Consider the following 18859-nt stretch of genomic DNA (forward strand, 5'->3'; position numbering starts at 1 on the left):
CTATTTTAATGAGTCTAATAATTCTTTCAAATGTTTAATATATACTTCACGCGGCTGGCAATTATATTTCTTGCAAAGAATAGCTGCGGCAGCAACCACTTCCCCCATCATCCCGGTTGTATTTTGTACACGGGTAGAAGACAATGCAATATGCGAGACACTGATGTTCCGCCCTGCCATAAACAAGTTATCGACATTAACAGAATAGAGGCAACGGTAAGGAATACGATAAGGAGGTGGAACCTGGTCATCACGCAAATAACGGCGGGGAGTTCCCAGATCATTAAAATAATGTTTCATTGTTGAAATAAATTCCTCTCCCGGGAAAAAGAATGTATTTTTAGGAGTCGGGAAATGTTGGTCTATCGAATAGGTTCCTATTACAACAGCGTCATCATACCTTACATACTCCTTCTCTATATCTTGTTGTACAAAGAATACATCTCCTACCAGACGACGTGATTCCCGTTTTCCGGCAATGTAAGTCATCATGTCCAGTTCCCGGTTTGCATATTCTTTCTTAAACTTACTGTCGTTTTTCAGGAAAGCCCAGTTTCCATAGATAGCGCGGAACAGATAATCCCGGATATATTCTGCATCATTTACTTGGTCATAGCGGAAACCGCTTTCCCACCAATTACTACCGGAAATAACCTTTTCACAAGATTCATCATTGAACTGTATCGCCCATTCGCATCTCGGAAATGATACTTCAGCCGGCATCACTTTGCTTTTCCATGAAATTGTCGCACCCAACACGATATTATCCGGCCTGTCCGGAGCTAATGTTTCTCTTGTTTCCTGCCTCATCTCGCGCCCCACACGATATTCGGCACCCGCCAGATAACCTAAGTTGCCATCTCCGGAGCAATCGACAAACAATGGGGAAAAGAACTCTATCTCTTTTCCATTCTCAATATGTTTAGCGGTCACAGACTTTATCTGCTTGCCTTCCTTGGAAGCTGCAAACACATGCATATTCGGGAAATAGGACAGCGTTTTCTCCGCTTGTATCATTTCAATAACCTGATCTTCCTTACTATATACATTCCGTATTTCTCTGATTACATTTCCTAAAGCAGTATACGGTTTTACATTCATCTCCCCACTGGCAACCACCCTTATCTCGGTACTGTTGTTTCCTCCCGGAACAGGACGGTTATTAATCAACGCTACTTTCAAACCTTCCCGTGCCCCTTTGATAGCTGCACTCAACCCTGCTGTACCGGCTCCAACTACGACGAGATCATAATGGCCTCCATCTTCGGGTTTAACCGGGATATTCAACAGTTGTTTTCTGAACGCCGACAAATCGTCTTTCCGGTTGGGGATAGCGGAATTTTTGTTCTTTGTAAAAAGGATCGCATCACATCGTCCCTCAAATCCGGTCAAGTCTTTTAATGTAACAATATTGCTCTTTTCTTTTATCTCGACACTTCCGGCATATTCCCAATCCCATTGTGTTCCCATTCCCAATTCGTTATCAAGAGCCGCTCCGTTTACAGCAATTTTAAACCTACCTGGAGACTCTTTCGTCTTCCATGGAGAACACCAATTCCAGGTACGGGCATATACATGCCAAGTCCCTTTTTTCGGAATCATTACTTCCGTTGAAGCATCTTGCACCGGCTTTCCTATACCGTGAGCCAACAGGAAAGGAGATCCCATCTGATCCATGAACTGCTGGTCCAATACCCATCCACCTTTTTCATTAAAACTCTCTGCTTCAACCAGTACAAAGTCCTTTTTCTGCGCAAGAAGCGAAAAAGAAATAAAAGCTTGGCACATAAGCATCATATAAATAAGTCGAAATACTTTTTGCATACCTATTATTATTAATCGTGTTACAAACTATGAGGAAGCAGGAAAGCTCCCGCTCCCTCACTTGTATTATTTACTCGGCAGCTCCGGGGTAACCGGGATTCTGTAATAATTTTGCACCCGTATTCGCATCAATTGCTGTTTGAGGAATTGGCCATAATTCATGGTAAGGTTCCATATTGTCCTTAACCCTGAAATTATATTTCATCGTTCTTTCATATAATTTATTCAGTCGAACCAAAGTCTTTCTACGCGGTTCTTCAACAACTAATTCGCGCATACGTTCATCCAGAATATAATCTAACGATATTTGACCAGGCTGAACGGGTTTAGCTTGTGCTCTTCCTCTGACAACATTAATATCATTTGCAGCATTTACCAAATCTCCTTTATGGAAATAGGCTTCCGCCCTTAACAAATAAGTTTCAGAAAGACGCATTATGTACCGATCATTAGGTGTCCTTCCAGCCATAGCCCCCCAAGGCATTTCCCCTTCTATCTTACGGAAGTAAGGATAACACACTCTAAATGTATCAACCGATTTATCCGTTATTGTTCCATCAGACAAAGTAATATACATTTTGCCATCATCCTTCTTTGTCAGAACTAATTTTTCCCCATTATACTTAGAATCAGGATTATTCATATAAAAATCTTTCTTAAAGTTATAAGGAGAGTAACGCATATCGTTCGGATCATCCCATATCTCATAATTAGCATGATTTAAAGGGCGAATAATCCCCTGCATACGTCCTACTGTGTCACAAACCAGAATCTTTTTACCATCAGGATAAGTTACATCTTCTATTTTAGGTCCCCAAAGACGAAGTTGTGCATTGTTAGCTTCTTCGGCTCCCGGAGTCAAATATTCGAACTGTACGACCCATATCCCCTCTTTATTGCCTGAGGCTCTATTTTGTTGGTTAGTCCAAAACAAGTCAGAGTAATAATCTCCCGGACGGCTTGTATCACCAAAACGGGATTTCACGAGTGCGTATTCTCCACAACTACCGTCAATAACAGCAGTAGCAGCGGCTATCGATTTATCATAAAATGACTGATCTCCTGTTTCTTGTCCTAAACTAATGTATACTTCTGATAACAGATGGTTTGCCGCAGCTCGAAAAATACGTCCATCTTGTGAAGCATCAGATGTAACAATCGGTAAATATTGGGCTGCAAATTCCAAGTCCTTCTGGATAAACTCAAGAACTTCTTTCCGTGAAGCACGTGTATAATCAAAACGAGGACTCAGTTCTTCTTTATCGACAATAGGCACACCTCCAAAAAGATTCACTAAAATATTATATGTATAAGCCCGAAAAAACTTAGCCTCTGCTACAATTGCATTTTTTTCGTCTTCTGTCCAAGAGACATTTGGATTCTCTGCCCTGGTAACAACAAGATTAGCATCTTTCAACATTTTCTGATAAGCCCAGTTCCAATAGAACTTGGGGGTTGCATGCTCCGGTAGAATCAGACTGTAATCATTAAAGAAACGACCATCTGTAACACCGCTGCATGCCACATCTGTCCCGGTATTCATGACATCTTCATTATTCGACTGAAAAAGTCCGCTACGAGCAAAATTATGTAAGGAGTAAATTACTGTCTCAAACCCCTTTTTAGAAGTCAATAAGTTTTCCGGACTGAATTTATCCATCGGCTTCTCTTCCAAGTAGCTATCGCTACATGACACCTGTGTTCCCAACAATAAAATAAGCGTAGAGAACAAAACTATGTATCTTGATTTTTTCATCTTTACTACGTTTTTTAATTATAAACTGATCTGAAGTCCCAAAACCCATGATTTTATCAATGGACCATTCTTGGAAGCTCTCCCTCCGGAAGCATGTTCCGGATCCCATCCATGCCAACCAGTCCAAGTTGCAAGATTTTTTCCACTAACATAAACTTTTACATTATTCAATGTTAACTTTTGAATTAGTGATTTTGGAAGACTGTACGCCAAAGAAACATCCTGCAATCTCAAATAAGTCAACTTTTCATAAAATCCATAACTACGCGGATTGGAGTAACCAACACTGGGGCGATCATTTAAAGGATTTTCCGGAGTCCAATAAGGTAAATCCAACTGATTACAACGATTATAATATTCTGTTCCCGGATTTATCCAATTATTTGCAGCATATCCACCACATCTCAAATCCAATAAAAAGGATAACGTAAAATCTCTATATCTGAACATGTTATTCATACTCATTGTAAATTTCGGACGGTTATTATGCAAAACCATACGATCTTCCGGACCAATGGAACCATTGCCACTAATATCCTTAAACTTTATATCGCCTGGTTTTGCAGATTTGTCAATAGAGAAATCATCCCCTTCCTGCCATATTCCATCAAAAACATAATTATAGTTTGATCCCATAGAATATCCGATAAAACGACTTTTCCCTATATCGTCATCTTCTTTTCCATCACCATCCAAATCTTCCCCTGAAAGATGAAGAATCTTATTCGCGTTAGCTGAAAAATTCAATGAGGTACTCCATGAAAAATCTTTCATACTGATGTTCTCGGAATTTAAAGTCAGTTCAATTCCTCGGTTTTGAGTTTCTCCAATATTAGTCAAATACTTATCATAGCCCGTCATGCTTGGTATACTAACTTCCAACAAAAGATCAGTCGTTTTTGTACTGTATAAATCGATATTACCGCTCAAACGACTATTAAACAAAGTAAAATCCAAGCCTAAATTATAAGACTGTGAGGTTTCCCATCCTAACAAAGGATTTGCCATAGAAGTAGGATAAAGTCCGACTGAAGTGTTTCCTCCATCACCAAATACATATCGGGCCAAATCCATCGTACTTAATGATTCGTAACTGCTAATTCCACGATTACCATTCTTACCCCATGATAAACGTAATTTCAAAAAATCTAACCAGGAAATATTTTTCATGAACTGTTCCTGAGAAAGAGCCCAACCTAAACCAATAGAAGGGAATGTTCCATATTTACGATCACTACCAAAAGCAGAATAGCCATCTCGTCTAACAGTCAGGTTTACCATATACTTGTCAGCAAAACGATAACCGACACGTGCCATACTTGATACGGCGGCAGATTTCCCTGCTGTCGTACTCACCGTATGATTTTCACCAATGCCTAATCCATTAAATCCCAAAGCATCATTAAATATATTATTACTGCTTAATGTTGATTTATTTGCACTACTATATTCGTAACCATACATCAACGTTACATCCACATTATGCTTTTCTGCAAACGTATTATTATATTTGACGATATTTTCAAAAATAAGATCATGGGTAAACTGATGCTCTTTCGAGCCGCTTCCTAACCAAGACGAACCGTCACGATTATACGCTGGTGTATAGTTGTTTACATCCTTAAATCGCAAGTTGTTAGATAAGTTCATCTGATAACTCAAACCCTTCAATGGAAGTTTAATTATCATATAGTTATTATTAAACACTCCATACGAAATCTCCTTATTATCTTTCATCTCCACATTCCACAGTGGATTCTGAACCATACCATCACCATAGGGTAAGCGACGTAATGTCCCGTCGTCATCATATCGAATAGACGAATATGGACTTAATCTTGCAGCATCTCCCCAGTTGGCCTCAGCTCCTGAATAGTCTTTTGTCGCAAAACTGGAATTTGTTCCAATTTCAAGCCAATCTGTAACATGAAGATCAAAATTGGCTCTCACTGATAATCTTTTAAATTGGTCCCCGACTAAAGGTGATTTCTGAGATGTAAAAGAACCAGAAAGATAATAGGTCATTTTTTCTCCCTTTCCAGAAATGCTCAATTCATGTTCAGTCATCGGAGCATCCTGCTTAATCACATCCCAAGGATTAATGGTTCGGCCGGCTGCTATATTTTCTTCTTCAATCGTTTGAAAAGGCAACTCTTGGTTCATATAGACCTCGGCATCTTTACGCAATTGTTGATATTGTTCACCACTCATAAGCTTCGGCATATTGGCAAAATCAGAAAAACCGACATAACCATTATAATTCAGCTGAGGTTTCGATGTTTTACCTCTTTTAGTCGTGATCATAATAACGCCATTAGCACCACGAGAGCCATAAATAGCTGTAGAACTGGCATCCTTAAGAACATCAATCGTTTCAATATCATTCGTATTAATATCCGATAAACGTCCTCCTGAAAATGGAACACCATCCAATACTATCAGCGGATCATTACTTGCAGTTATAGAGGTCGTCCCTCTAACCTGTATCGTTCCATCTGCTCCTGCCATACCTGTATCAATAACCCGAACCCCTGCAACACTTCCCCGCAGAGCTTGTACCGGGTTAACATTAGGAATAGTTGATTTTTCGGTAACATCTACACGCGTTAATGCTCCTGTTACATCCTTTTTACGGGCAGAACCATAACCAATTACTACAACTTCATCCAACGTCTTCGTATCCTCTTTTAACTTTATGCTATACGAGTTCTTTTGTGTTATCGGAATATTTTGAGTATTATAACCGATATAAGAAACAATCAACACGGCTCTATCTGCAATGTCTAAAGTAAAACGTCCATCAGCATCTGTAATTGTTCCGTTTGTCGTTCCTTTTTCTACTACATTAGCCCCTGCAATTGGCTCTCCATTTTCATCCGTGACCACTCCTGTGATCTTTCTTGAAGCTTGAGAGTTGACCATTGCTTTTGTTATAATAATATGTTTCCCCGTAATTTTGTAAGTCAGATTATTATTCTTCGTGATTTCATTAAGTATTTCCGATACGAGTTTATTCTTTGCATTCAGGTTGATACGTTGGTCATTATCAATCTCTTCACTTTTATAGAAAAACATAAACTCGGACTGTTTCTCTATCTGTGAGACGACATCGTAAAATGTTCCATTTTCTACTGAAACTGAAATACGATGCTCCTGGGCATAAGTTGTCGCGGAGATTTGGAGTATTCCTACTAATATGAGCATTAGCGTGATTTTCATAATACGTGTTATTTTTAGTGACAGTAAAGCACTATCATCTCGTTCTTTTTTCATACATTTGGATGTTTTTATTATTAAATTGTCTCATTCGCAGAGTTTTCCAGACAAGAGCGAAGGAGAACGGTTAACTAATTAAAAATGATTTTTGAATCGGGAAATGTTGCAACCATTTTCCGATTCTACTTTTAAATGACCGGGAATTTATGCATAGGCAGTTAGATTTAATAGTTATACAAATTATTTACTTGTTATGAATATGTCCTTTTTCACCCGCTTAAAAGTGAACTGTTTTTCATAATCGATGATTCGAAGTACATCCAGAATATCCTGATCCAGTGAAAATGTACCTGTATATTTTATCTGTTCCAGACGCTTATCGTCCAGATAGATCTTTACATTATAATAATTCTCGAGACGTTTAACAATGGAAGACAACGACGCATCCTTAAATTTATACTCTCCGTTAATCCACGCATTTGACAGGGATGCATTTACGTCTTGTAGAGAAACAGAACCCATTTTATTATCCGATAGCGCTTTCTGATCAGGCTTCAAATACATACGACTCATAGATTCTCCCTTTTCATTGAATGCTTCCAACAAAATTTGCCCACTCAAAAGTGTTATTTCACTATATAATTCATTACTATACGCTTGTACATTAAATGTCGTACCCAATACTGTTATGTCCTGCTTATTCAGCTTAACGACAAATGGCTTTTCTTCATTTTTAGTTACTTCGAAATAGGCTTCCCCATCCAGATAAACCTGGCGGTTTTTCCCGTTAAAACTGGCCGGATATTTTAGTGTTGTTGCTGCGTTCAGCACAACTTTCGTTCCGTCAGACAAAATCACTGTATTGGCACGCCCACCTTTTTGAACATGTATTTCATTATATACGATACTTTCTTCCGCCAAATAAGACGATTTTACATTTCCATAAAACGCATGGACTCCCCAGCCTAATCCGACAGCCAATACCGCAACTGCAACATATTTTACCAGCGAAAGCCATAAACCATATGTCTGTGATTTTGCAAGAGAAGACACCGTTTCATAGCGTTTTTCCATACGGGCATGCATTTTCTGCCAACTTGCCTCATTCACATCTTCTCTCGAAAAGAAAGGACGACGGCTGGAATCTGATATACATTTCAGATCAAAGAAATAAGATTTGTGTTCCGCATCTTCCTCCAGCCAGGATTCCAGGAAACGGAGTTCTTCCTCATTTATATCCTGCTGCAGAAAACGGATTATCAATTCTTCTATGTTATATTTCTCAGACATTCCAATACTTGTTTATATTATACACGATTAACTTTCCGGATATACTTACGCCAAGTCTCAGAATTTTAAAAGAAAGATCAAAAACCCAGCTAAAATACCCCGTAAAATCTTTAGTGCCTTATAAAGCTGCGCTTCCACCGTCCGGGTAGATATGTTGAGCAACACGGCTATTTCTGCAGTCTTTCGCTCTTCCAAATAAGACATGGTAAAGATTTCACGGCATTTTCCAGGTAACTTGTCCATCTCATTGTAGATAAGCTCCAAACGTTCATCTTCCGCAAAAAGAGATTGCGGATCATCATTATAATAAATCTCTTCTACTTTCAATTTAGTTGTGACGGTACTAATATAGTCTCCTTTCACCTCCTGGTGCTTCAGGTAATCCAGACAGGCATGCTGGACCGAACGATATAGATAAGTCCTTATTCCTTCTTTTAAAAACAAGAAAGTCCTCTTCTGCCAAATTTTAAGAAATACATCCTGCACCAAGTCTTCGGCAGTAGTGGCATCCACATATTTCCCGGCATAAAAGATCAGTATCGGAGCATTCGATTTATATAGCTCCTTAAACTGATTCAACTCTCGATCTTCCTCTTTCGGTCTATCCATAACGTATGCTAACAAAGAAACGTTTCTACAAGTATAGACGATTTATCTGGGAAAACTACTTACGGAAAGGTTATATTTTTATTTAGAGGGGGCTTTTTAACGATTGAAAGGAGAAGATTTACTTTTGTATTGAGTAGAGCGAATCCCTCTCAAGAATAGATGTCGCTTTTTCTTGGACACAACAAGCTTTTTTCCACCTATTTGACTGTCGTCGTAGCGATTGGATAATGTCTCATTTTTCTGCGTATTTAGTTTTAATTGGAAATTAGGCTGTTATTTATACCAATAGACTTCTCCCCACGTCATTAAGCAACTGGAGATTCTAACATCTTCTAATTTAATAAATGAAGTCCAATAAGATTCGCGATGATCAATCGTATGTCCCAATTCATTTTCATGTCCTGTAATCACGAGTTTTGGATTGAACCCTTCAATCGTATCGGACAAACGGTTCGCCCAACAATTAATCAATAAAATATCCAATGCAGGAATTTTTGTTTTCACATCAAATAACCACTCCAAATCATCTTCACTATATTGATCACCCGTCTGTGCGAAAGTAAAACCTTCAGGAGTCGTCACCACATGGATATTGTTAATCAGTTCACTTTGATGCCCCGGCAATATTTTTACATCCAGCTTGCCCCCTCTTGTTTTGAATGTTTTATCAATAATCTGCTCCGAACGAATATGAGTTACCGATTTATTTCCAACCAAACTATTGTCCGGAGCAACCACCTGTTTTCCCATATCTGTAAACATTTTTACGACAACCGGATCTATATGGTCCGGATGATTATGAGAAAGGAACATAATATCGCACTGTTCAACAATAGCTTGCATCGTTTTATCTGAAATCAAAGAAGGAGATTCCTTCATAGCTCCCCCACGATACAAGTCAAAAGCAACAGTAACACTTTTTGTCTTTACGATAAATCCGTCATTATAGAGTTTATACACTTTAATACCCTCTACCAATGGTTTCTGCATATCTTCCAAAAGCACGCCCAAACGAGATTCCATGAATCGGGAGAGAGTTCCGCTACCATCCAAACGCGTATCATGAAATACACCATCCAATAATTGTAATGCCGCTTTACGAGCCAATGTCGGATTACCAGAGGAAGGAGGGTTATCTTTTAAGAGAGCATCTACCAGATGAAAAGTTTTTTCAGTTTGATTAATCAGATACACTTCTTGCTTTCCCCAAAAAGGCACCATTTTTTCCTGCGCTTGTAACAACATATACAATGGCAAAACAAACAATAATAATAAAAATACACTCTTTCTCATTTGAATAATTATTTAATTTTCGCTCGTGAAATTTTACTGATTATAGCAGGGTAAGGGAAATTGGCATACGCCAAAATATTACCCTACTCTCGCGTCACATTCAATAAAACTATATTTGGATGAGTACGCATTTATCACCTCAACTCGAAATGTTTACTAATCTCCTTTGAATTACCAGCGTAGAAATCGATAGTTACATGCTGGTCAGAAACATTCATTTTATAAGAGCCTGCCGAAGTCGAACGGATATAGGTTTTCAAACCGGATTTATATTCATTCAACAGCTCAATGTCGTCCTCATATTTGGATCCGTCCTCTTTTCTCTTGGATTTAGCCATTTCGTGAATATTACCGTAATCCCGCGGCTGATCCGACGTACAAGAATAGGTCCCTAACTCCGGTTTAGACCAGACGCTATTAACTGTCATTTGTGTAATGCGGCCACCATCCCCATACCAATCTGCCAATTCAGTCGTATGAATGTGTCCACAGATACACAAGGCGTTCCGTTGGGCAAATACTTTACGAAAATGTCTACGTGCAGCAGTCTCTTCAACCGACTTACCTCCATGGAAGAACCATCGGCAGCTTCCTCCGTCATAGGGTAAAATCGGACCGTGAGTCAATATGAATGTATGTCGGGCTCCTTCACACTCTTTTAGCATCTGATCAATGAGTGTATCATCGGGGTCATTGAAATCCAGTACAATATAAGCATCACTACCGATCGTGAAGAAAAAGTTCGTATGAATAATGGATTTTCCTAATTCCTCAGACATCCGTTTCGGCATATAGGTATGATAAGCCTCTTTTGCGTTCGTTCCTCGGATATCATGGTTACCCGTCACAGTCACAAAGGGCAAACCATGAAGTTCTGACTTGAAGCGGTTCATCACGTCTTCTAACATTTTTTTGTGGACCTCCGGATTACCGCAATCTCCTTGAATCAAGTCACCCAATTGAAATACCATTTTGGTGTCAGCACCAATCAGTTGGGCAGCCCGTTTAAGTAACAAAGGACAACGCTCTCGCCACATCTCCCCATTACGGGCAAATTCAGCACGTTGTACTCGGTTCAACCATTCTACCGGTTCATTATAGTCTGCATGATACACACTGGCCGGTTCCGTATCAAAGTGTGTATCACCTAACAATACGATTGAATATTTTTTCTCCAGGTTCGATTCAGATAAATAGGACAATCGGCTTCCGAATACTAAACCTGCAAGCGATGTTGCACTGGTTGCTAGAAATGCTCTTCGTTTCATGATATAGATATTTATATGATGTAAATATAATATAGTTTAAAATAAGAGGTATAAACCTTTCATTTTATACCTCTTATTTTCATTATTCACATTTTACAGATTAATCCTGCCAGCCCGGATTCTGCGTAAGATTTGAATTCATCTCTCTTTCCTTTGCAGGGATCGGCCAAATCTTTATTTGTTCACCAACGCTAAGATGCTTGTAAGTAGTCTCACCCCAAATCTGCATCAAACCATTCGTATTAAGTTCTCCTACCTGTCCGGAAGAATGATCTTTAAACTTCCTGTCGTACCATGTACCCCAGCGAAGCTCATTAAAGAACATAGAGTCTTCACCTCCAAGTTCAACATAAAACTCTTTACGAATACGTTGCCGCATATCCTCTTGTCCACTCACAACAGTCGCAGGATAAGCCTGATCATTAAGAAGAACATGCCCAACACGCTGTCTTACTTTATTTACAAAAGCAACAGCCTCACTCGTCCTGCCTAACTCATTCAAGCATTCAGCCCGCCTAAGAAGAATTTCAGCATAACGACAGAGTATAATATCTTCGGAATAGACCCAACGAGTCGTACATTCATCATTCTCTGTTACATATTTCCTCCAAAGATAATAAAACTTAGAATTTGTATCTGTACGGATGTCATAAGGTTCTCCAGCATCCAGAATGTACGGCCAACGGAGCGTCCAGGTATGATTTCCTACACCTGCCTGATTCCCGTCGTAAGTCGAGTAAGGAGTTATAATCGACTGCATCAGACGCGGATCACGATCTTCATATGCCTGACGTATTCTTGCCTCATTTCCTTGATCCAAATATTTGCTCATATCGGCACCATAAGAAACCATATTATTATAAAGAGCCTGATAATTAGAGGTCGCTTCTGTTGTACCCCATTCTCCTTTACCGGATTGAAGTCCGTCACGCAGAAAGAAAGCAACTCTTGCCAAGGGAGTCATCGAATGCCATCCGGGACAATATTTTTCCCAATCAAATTCAGATCCGTCCGCACACTCGTACATTTCCACAAAAGCTGGATTCGGGAGATAATTGTTCCAAGCAGAACCACCCGTACAACGATTACCATAATTGATTCCTCTCGGATTCCCCATACCACTTGTTTCAACACATTGTATTGAAAAAATCATCTCATCGCATTGCTCGTTAGCCGGTTTAAAGAGCTGAAAGAAATCTCTGTTTCCTTTTACGCCATTACTCGGACTGTAAAGTGAATATCCAAGCCCTTCAATTGCTTCAAAGTCTACAAGGGCTTTAGCATAATCCCCCATAAACTGATAAGCATAACCTCTGAAAGCATAAGCAGCACCTTTTGTTATACGTCCATAACTACTATTACCTTGAGCATATTTACCAGGAAGATTAGGCTCATTAATACAATCCGTAAGATCTGTAAGAACTTGCTCCCATACCTCAGCTTCCGATGAACGCGCTTTGGTTGCTTCCGAACTCTCCACATTTTCCGTATAGATGGGAACACCTCTCCACAGGACATTCAAATGATAATATGCCCAAGCACGCAGAAATTTACATTCGGCTTTCAGTCGCGCTTTCTCGTTGTCCTCCATTTCCGGGACATTATCAATGTTGTTAATAACATCATTAGCCCTATATACAATCGTATAATAATACTTATAATGATTACCGACATTTCCATCCGAAGGTGTACAAGAACCGGAAATCACAAAACAATTATTTTTCCAGTTCATATCAATATCCATTACGGACGACCAGGCATCAAACGGAATGCCGATAGAAGGGCTATCGTAATTTTTAGAGAATTTTTCATACAGTTCATTATATACACCCATCACAGCTGCACGGGCCAAAATAGGGCTGGTCCACACATTAGAACTTGAGAAACTATAACTTGGAGATGTATCAAGAAGATCGCCGGCACATCCTCCTAAACCGAATAACATACCCGATAAAGTTCCGATGATAGCTATTTTTCTGAATAATTTTTTCATATTTTCAATATATTAGCTGTTTCCAAAATAATTAAAATGTTAAATTTATACCGAAGGCATACTGACGCATAGTAGAATATCCCATGCTAACACGCATTTCAGGATCCATACCAGAGAAGCCGGTAATCGCAAAAAGATTTTCCCCGGAAGCATAGACACGAAGTCTTTCAACATAGAACTTTTTAGAAATACTTTTAGGCATTGTATATCCTAAAGTCAAATTTCTAAGTTTAATGAAATTCCCTTTCTCCAAATGAAGAGAAGAACTTGCTGAGCTCTGAGCCCCCGACACATTAACCAAACGAGGTTGTTTTGAAGACAGATTGGTTCTCGGATCCGATGGATTTTCAGGATCATAGAAATAATGATCATCCGCTACCGCATCTGGAATTGCATAGCCATAAGTTGTTTCACTTGAATTTCTTGCCCTACCATAGTAGTAAATACTAAATCCGGCAGATCCTCCCCAAGTCATAGAAAGATCGAAATCTTTCCAGTTTGCGCTGGCCTGGATACCAAAATTATATTTTGGAGTGGTTGAAGTTCCCTGAAATTCAGAATCATATGAATTACCATAAATTCCATCCCCATTCGCATCTGCATAAATATACTCGCCATACCAAAGTGCATTTTTAGCAATATTATTATAAGGTTGGAAAGTATAACCTGCCGCTTGCATGGCCTGAAGCCATTGCATATCGTTTTCCGTACGGATCATACCATCTTTAGGACCACCATTTATATTAACCGTACCGTCCGCATTGAAATATGAACCGTTACCATTATAAACATTAGGAAGATAAAATTCATTAATCTGATGTCCTTCGATAACTCTTGTAGTACTACCGGTAGAAACATCTCCTATATTGGTAGAATATTCCGTATGTTCCTCATTCCATCCTTTTTCCAATTTACCTTTATATTTGCTGACAAAGTTTTTATTAAAAGAAAACTGACCTTTAATGCTATAGCTGAAATCCTTGCCGATATTATCTCTCCATCCAAGCTCCAATTCAACACCCCTGTTCGTAACTTCCGCAATATTCGCTTTCGGAGCAGTCGCATTCCCCATCACCATATACATATCAGGAGTATATAAAATTCCGGTAGTCAACTTATTATAAACATCTATATTACCGTTCAATTTATTATCAAAGAAACCAAAATCAAGCCCCACATTGGTAACGGCTGTCTCTTCCCAAGTAAGAGCGGCATTGGCAATAGAAGTGATGGCAATACCACTTGTTAGAGCTTGACCGGTAGAATAATTTGCTGCCGAATATACGGACTGCCAATCATAATTGCCGATTGCATTGTTGCCCAGCTTACCCCAAGAAGCACGAAGTTTCAAGTTTGTCAACCACTGTACTGGTTTAAGCCACGACTCTTCATTCATACGCCAGCCAGCCGAGAAAGAAGGGAAAGCTCCCCAGCGATAATCAGGAGAAAACCTCGAAGAGCCATCATAGCGTAAGTTAAACTCAAGCAAATATCTGCTTTTATAAGCATAGTTCGCACGTCCGAACACCGAGCGGGCAGCATATTCAGTCCCATAACCAGCCGTCGAGTAAGGTGTTGTAGCGGCATCAAGATCATTTACAGCGGCATCTGTAAGTCCTAACTTACTCACATTCGTCTCCCTATAACCATACGTTTCTTCCTCATAGCCAATCATAGCCGACACATCATGGACGCCAAAAGACTGGTTATAATTAAGTAAATGATTCAACTTCGTGCGATTCGTTCTTGTATAATACATACGAGTATAAAGAGTTGAGGGGTCATCAGCTCCTGTTGAATAAGCCCCCTTAGAAAAACTGAACTTTCCAACGGAAGCGTCTGAAACTTTTCTTTCACGGCGAAGATCTTGATAGTAGAAATCAAAGTTATATGTAAAATATTTCAGAAACTTGACTTGAGCATACCACTCCGTATAAAGTTGTGAATATTTGTCAAACCCATTCAATACATTATCCCAAAGCCCGTTATGCGACTGCGGATCCTCTTCGGGTCCTTCCGGCGCACCATATTTTCCATCATAATACGGATATATACAAGGAACCATCTTCTCCGTGTTCATGGAATTGATATGACTGCTCCCATTATAACTGGTAACACTGACTTCTTGATCGGTAACATTTCCCGATGTACGAGTTCCAACCCGCAGCCAGTCGGTAATGTCAGAATACAAGTTCACACGCCCCATATAGCGATTATATCCCGTATTTTTCATGATACCCGGATTATCTATATAGGAAAAGCTCATTGAATAACCTGTTTTCTTCTCCTTGCCATTGAGTGAAATCGTATGTTTCTGCATCCATTGCTTCGTATAAATCTCATCCCACCAGTCTGTATTGGGATAAGCTACATAGTTCGGATAACCCGAAGCGGAAATTCCATTAGGATCAGCTTTAGCTGCTTCCCAAAGATCAATAGAACTCTGAGAAAACATATCGGAGTTTCCCAAGTTATTAGATGATTCATTCATCAATTTCATATACTGGACATAATCCGAAATTGTATGAACAATTTTGAAAGGTTCATTATATGAGACTGTGCCATCATACGTCACACTAATTTTACCCTCCGTGCCGTTTTTGGTCGTGATAAGGATAACACCGTTAGCACCGCGATTTCCATATATGGCACAAGAAGCCGCATCTTTAAGGATGGAAACATTGGCTATATCAGAAGGATTGACCATACTGATGCTTTGTTCCATTCCATCAACAAGAATAAGAGGACTGGAAGAATTCAGTGTCCCGACGCCGCGAATATTATAAGAAAAACTCTCTGCATTAGGTTGCCCCGAACTTTGCATGATCTGAAGGCCAGGTGAGGCACCGCTAAGCGCTTGAGAGGCATCGGTAACGGGCCTTGATGACATTTCTTCAAAATTGACAGTGGAAACCGAGCCAGTCAGGTTTACTTTCTTCTGGGTACTATAACCAACGACAACTACCTCTTCCAATGCTTGCGTATCCTCTGATAATGTAATATCGACAACGGAACGATCTTTAACTTGAATTTCGATTCTATTATATCCTATATAAGAAGCTACCAACACAGAATTTCCAGAAACGGATAAAGTGTAATTCCCATCGACATCGGTAATAGTCCCATTAGTAGGATTTCCTTTTTCAATGATATTGGCACCGGGGATCGGTTCTCCGTTTTTATCCGTTACTACGCCTTTTATATTTATCTTTGCTTGTAAAGTAGCTTGCTTTTCGTTTCCTTTATATAAGGCAATATGCTTGTCGTTTATCACATAATGGATATTCTCTTTTGCAAATAGTTCATCCAACATTTCGGGAACTGTCTTATCCTTAAAGTTGACAGTAACCTTACGAGTTACTTTTACCTGTTCTAAATTATAAGTGAAATAGAAACCACTTTTTTGTTCAATAGTAGCGAGGACCTCCTGTACTGTCGTATTTTCCATATTCAATGACAATTTCACCGACTGTGAATAGCTCAAATTAGCAAAAGACTGTAAGGTTCCCAATAGTATGAATAATATAACACATCTCATAATATTTAGACTTTTTCGAAGCCATGACGATTTATATACACCGCATGGCGTATTTTTCATAATATAATGCATACATTTGTAAATGATTAGTTAGTAATAAATTTAGGTTCACTAAAGCGTTACTCGCTTAATCCCGGCTGAAGATATTGCCGTATCTTCAGCCTTCGTTTTTATAAATCCTTTCCCATAGGCTTTTTATTTTAATGGTTTGAAAATCCGTATTTGTTCCCCTTCAAATGAATAATCCAATCTCCGGGTTTCTTTCAGTAAATGTAAAACCTGTTCAATCGTAGCTGTATCCTTAAAGCGGCAAGTAAAAACCTCAGAACTTAAAGAATGATCTGTTATAATTATTTTCACATCAAATTTCCGTTCCAAATCACGGACAATATTATCAAGTCGGCATTGGATGAAAGCGCCTTCTCCGTTCATCCACAACTTAACCGTATTCGTATTGATATTCTTTTCCAATGTCAAACCGGAACTTTCCGAATATGAAATCTGTTCGTTTGGTTTGAGAGTCAATTTATTTTTACAGTCGTTTGTTTCCACTTCAACTTTTCCCTCTGCTAATGTGACAACGGACTTTTCGTTCAAGTAAGCTTTTACATTAAATTTCGTACCCAATACCTTTATTGCCAGCAAAGGTGAATGCACGACAAAAGGAAGATGTTCCTTATGGGCCACTTCGAAAAAAGCCTCCCCTTCAAGCCGAACATTCCTTTCCTTGTCAGAAAATTGTGTCGGGTAAATAAGTTTACTTTGGGAATTCAACCAGATCCTTGTTCCATCGGAAAGCATTAGAGATGCTCTTTGTCCTTTTGGTACTTCAACCGTATTCTCGCTTACAGTTGCCGGTTGAACCATTTTATAAAGATTCAATCCTAATAATCCGATGATGAGGACAGCTGCCACATATTTTAATATTGAATATAGGTAAAAATGCTGAACAGCATTTTTACTCTTTCCCTGGGAAAGAGTAAAACGATTATATGCCTCCTCTATCTCCTTTTTATCTGAAAATCGTAACTCATCTTTCAAACTCCAGACACGTTCCATCTCAAACAGCCAATCTGCATTCGCTTTATTGGAAGCAATCCACCGGTCGACTAACCGGAGGTCTTCAGGAGTACAAGTGTGAGTGAGGAATCGTATGAGTAATTGTTCGTCCATCTTTTTATTGTATTTATACAAAGAAGACAACTAAGACGAAACAAACTACGTAGTCAAATATGAGGAAAAATTCAATTTATGTTACAAAGCATGAAAATAAGCATAAAAAGTCCTTTCAGGTCTTCCCGGAGAAAAACAAGCGCCTGCCTGATATGCCCTTCAACTGTTCGCGAAGATATTCCCATAATTTCGGCTATTTCTTTATGACTGATATCATGGAAGTAGGCCAATCGGAAAGCCTGTGCACATTTAGGAGGTAATTTATTAACGGAAAGCTCTATTATCTCACGCAAATCTTGATTTATAACAGATTTAAGGACTTCATTGGCATCACTGGTTTCACCTAAAAAAGCAATACGCGCCTCTGCAATACGAACACGCGATTCATATTCGTCGACAACCATTTGATGTTTAATATGATTCAGACAACTATTTTGTAACCATTTAAAGAGAAAAGATTGAATATTATCCGGTTGTATCATCTTTTTCTGCTCCCAATAAGAAGCGAAAACCTCTTGCACCAAATCTTTAGCCACTTGCTCATCTACAAAACGACAAGCAAGTGCCATCAATTTAGGATAGAAACATTCAAAGAAAGTTTTAAAAGCAACATGATCCCCTTTCCTTATTCTTTCAATGTCAATTTTCGCTTCCATATTATCATCTCCTTTCAATCTGTGGTAAAAAAGCGCGGAGCCCATTGACTATTACGTTTTTCTTTATATTTCCAGACAAAGATAATTTTATTTTCGATAAAAGGCTTATTCGTTAGCAATTAATTTTTATTAGAAACACAGCAGTACTAATTAACACTTCAACCATTGATAATTTGCGGGGAAGCCGTACATTTGCACTGTGGTTTTTTCATAATAGTATTAGATTTAAGGTTAACAAAGTTG

The 18859-nt window shown here is 39.0% G+C and carries 11 protein-coding genes; all 11 read right to left on the reverse strand.

Features of this window, described 5'->3' with window-relative positions:
- Window positions 1-1824: an FAD-dependent oxidoreductase gene (locus DWW90_RS18590; RefSeq protein ID WP_122346051.1), complete on the reverse strand. Its 1824-nt coding sequence runs from the start codon at window positions 1822-1824 to the stop codon at window positions 1-3.
- A 70-nt stretch (window positions 1825-1894) separates the two neighbouring features.
- Window positions 1895-3580, reverse strand: a complete 1686-nt coding sequence (locus DWW90_RS18595) for a RagB/SusD family nutrient uptake outer membrane protein (RefSeq protein WP_122346052.1) — start codon at window positions 3578-3580, stop codon at window positions 1895-1897.
- Window positions 3581-3598: 18 nt separating this feature from the next.
- On the reverse strand, window positions 3599-6853 hold the full coding sequence (locus DWW90_RS18600) for a TonB-dependent receptor (protein ID WP_122346053.1): 3255 nt from the start codon (window positions 6851-6853) through the stop codon (window positions 3599-3601).
- Between the two features lie 183 nt (window positions 6854-7036).
- On the reverse strand, window positions 7037-8086 hold the full coding sequence (locus tag DWW90_RS18605) for a FecR family protein (RefSeq protein WP_122346054.1): 1050 nt from the start codon (window positions 8084-8086) through the stop codon (window positions 7037-7039).
- Between the two features lie 57 nt (window positions 8087-8143).
- Window positions 8144-8695 (reverse strand): RNA polymerase sigma-70 factor, encoded by a 552-nt coding sequence (locus DWW90_RS18610; RefSeq protein WP_122331382.1) that lies wholly within the window; start codon window positions 8693-8695, stop codon window positions 8144-8146.
- Between the two features lie 273 nt (window positions 8696-8968).
- Window positions 8969-9988 (reverse strand): MBL fold metallo-hydrolase, encoded by a 1020-nt coding sequence (locus DWW90_RS18615; RefSeq protein ID WP_233547819.1) that lies wholly within the window; start codon window positions 9986-9988, stop codon window positions 8969-8971.
- 134 nt (window positions 9989-10122) lie between these two features.
- The gene (locus DWW90_RS18620; protein ID WP_122346055.1) at window positions 10123-11256 is read right to left on the reverse strand and encodes a metallophosphoesterase; all 1134 of its coding nucleotides are present in this window, start codon (window positions 11254-11256) and stop codon (window positions 10123-10125) included.
- Between the two features lie 100 nt (window positions 11257-11356).
- Window positions 11357-13249, reverse strand: a complete 1893-nt coding sequence (locus tag DWW90_RS18625; protein WP_122346056.1) for a RagB/SusD family nutrient uptake outer membrane protein — start codon at window positions 13247-13249, stop codon at window positions 11357-11359.
- A 31-nt stretch (window positions 13250-13280) separates the two neighbouring features.
- Complete coding sequence (locus tag DWW90_RS18630; RefSeq protein ID WP_122346061.1) at window positions 13281-16697, reverse strand: TonB-dependent receptor; 3417 nt, start codon at window positions 16695-16697, stop codon at window positions 13281-13283.
- Between the two features lie 285 nt (window positions 16698-16982).
- Window positions 16983-17846, reverse strand: a complete 864-nt coding sequence (locus tag DWW90_RS18635; protein ID WP_233547820.1) for a FecR family protein — start codon at window positions 17844-17846, stop codon at window positions 16983-16985.
- Between the two features lie 185 nt (window positions 17847-18031).
- On the reverse strand, window positions 18032-18616 hold the full coding sequence (locus DWW90_RS18640) for an RNA polymerase sigma-70 factor (RefSeq protein ID WP_122346062.1): 585 nt from the start codon (window positions 18614-18616) through the stop codon (window positions 18032-18034).
- Window positions 18617-18859 lie beyond the last annotated feature (243 nt).

The sequence above is a fragment of the Parabacteroides sp. AF17-28 genome, assembly GCF_003479205.1.
Taxonomy (GTDB): Bacteria; Bacteroidota; Bacteroidia; order Bacteroidales; family Tannerellaceae; genus Parabacteroides; species Parabacteroides acidifaciens.

What these genes read in the sequence shown, in the direction of transcription:
- DWW90_RS18590 (WP_122346051.1), bottom strand. Translation starts at nt 1,824, where the DNA reads ATGCAAAAAGTATTTCGACTTATTTATATGATGCTTATGTGCCAAGCT.
- DWW90_RS18610 (WP_122331382.1), bottom strand. Translation starts at nt 8,695, where the DNA reads ATGGATAGACCGAAAGAGGAAGATCGAGAGTTGAATCAGTTTAAGGAG.
- DWW90_RS18615 (WP_233547819.1), bottom strand. Translation starts at nt 9,988, where the DNA reads ATGAGAAAGAGTGTATTTTTATTATTATTGTTTGTTTTGCCATTGTAT.
- DWW90_RS18600 (WP_122346053.1), bottom strand. Translation starts at nt 6,853, where the DNA reads ATGAAAAAAGAACGAGATGATAGTGCTTTACTGTCACTAAAAATAACA.
- DWW90_RS18635 (WP_233547820.1), bottom strand. Translation starts at nt 17,846, where the DNA reads ATGGAACGTGTCTGGAGTTTGAAAGATGAGTTACGATTTTCAGATAAA.
- DWW90_RS18625 (WP_122346056.1), bottom strand. Translation starts at nt 13,249, where the DNA reads ATGAAAAAATTATTCAGAAAAATAGCTATCATCGGAACTTTATCGGGT.
- DWW90_RS18605 (WP_122346054.1), bottom strand. Translation starts at nt 8,086, where the DNA reads ATGTCTGAGAAATATAACATAGAAGAATTGATAATCCGTTTTCTGCAG.
- DWW90_RS18620 (WP_122346055.1), bottom strand. Translation starts at nt 11,256, where the DNA reads ATGAAACGAAGAGCATTTCTAGCAACCAGTGCAACATCGCTTGCAGGT.
- DWW90_RS18630 (WP_122346061.1), bottom strand. Translation starts at nt 16,697, where the DNA reads ATGGAAAATACGACAGTACAGGAGGTCCTCGCTACTATTGAACAAAAA.
- DWW90_RS18595 (WP_122346052.1), bottom strand. Translation starts at nt 3,580, where the DNA reads ATGAAAAAATCAAGATACATAGTTTTGTTCTCTACGCTTATTTTATTG.
- DWW90_RS18640 (WP_122346062.1), bottom strand. Translation starts at nt 18,616, where the DNA reads ATGGAAGCGAAAATTGACATTGAAAGAATAAGGAAAGGGGATCATGTT.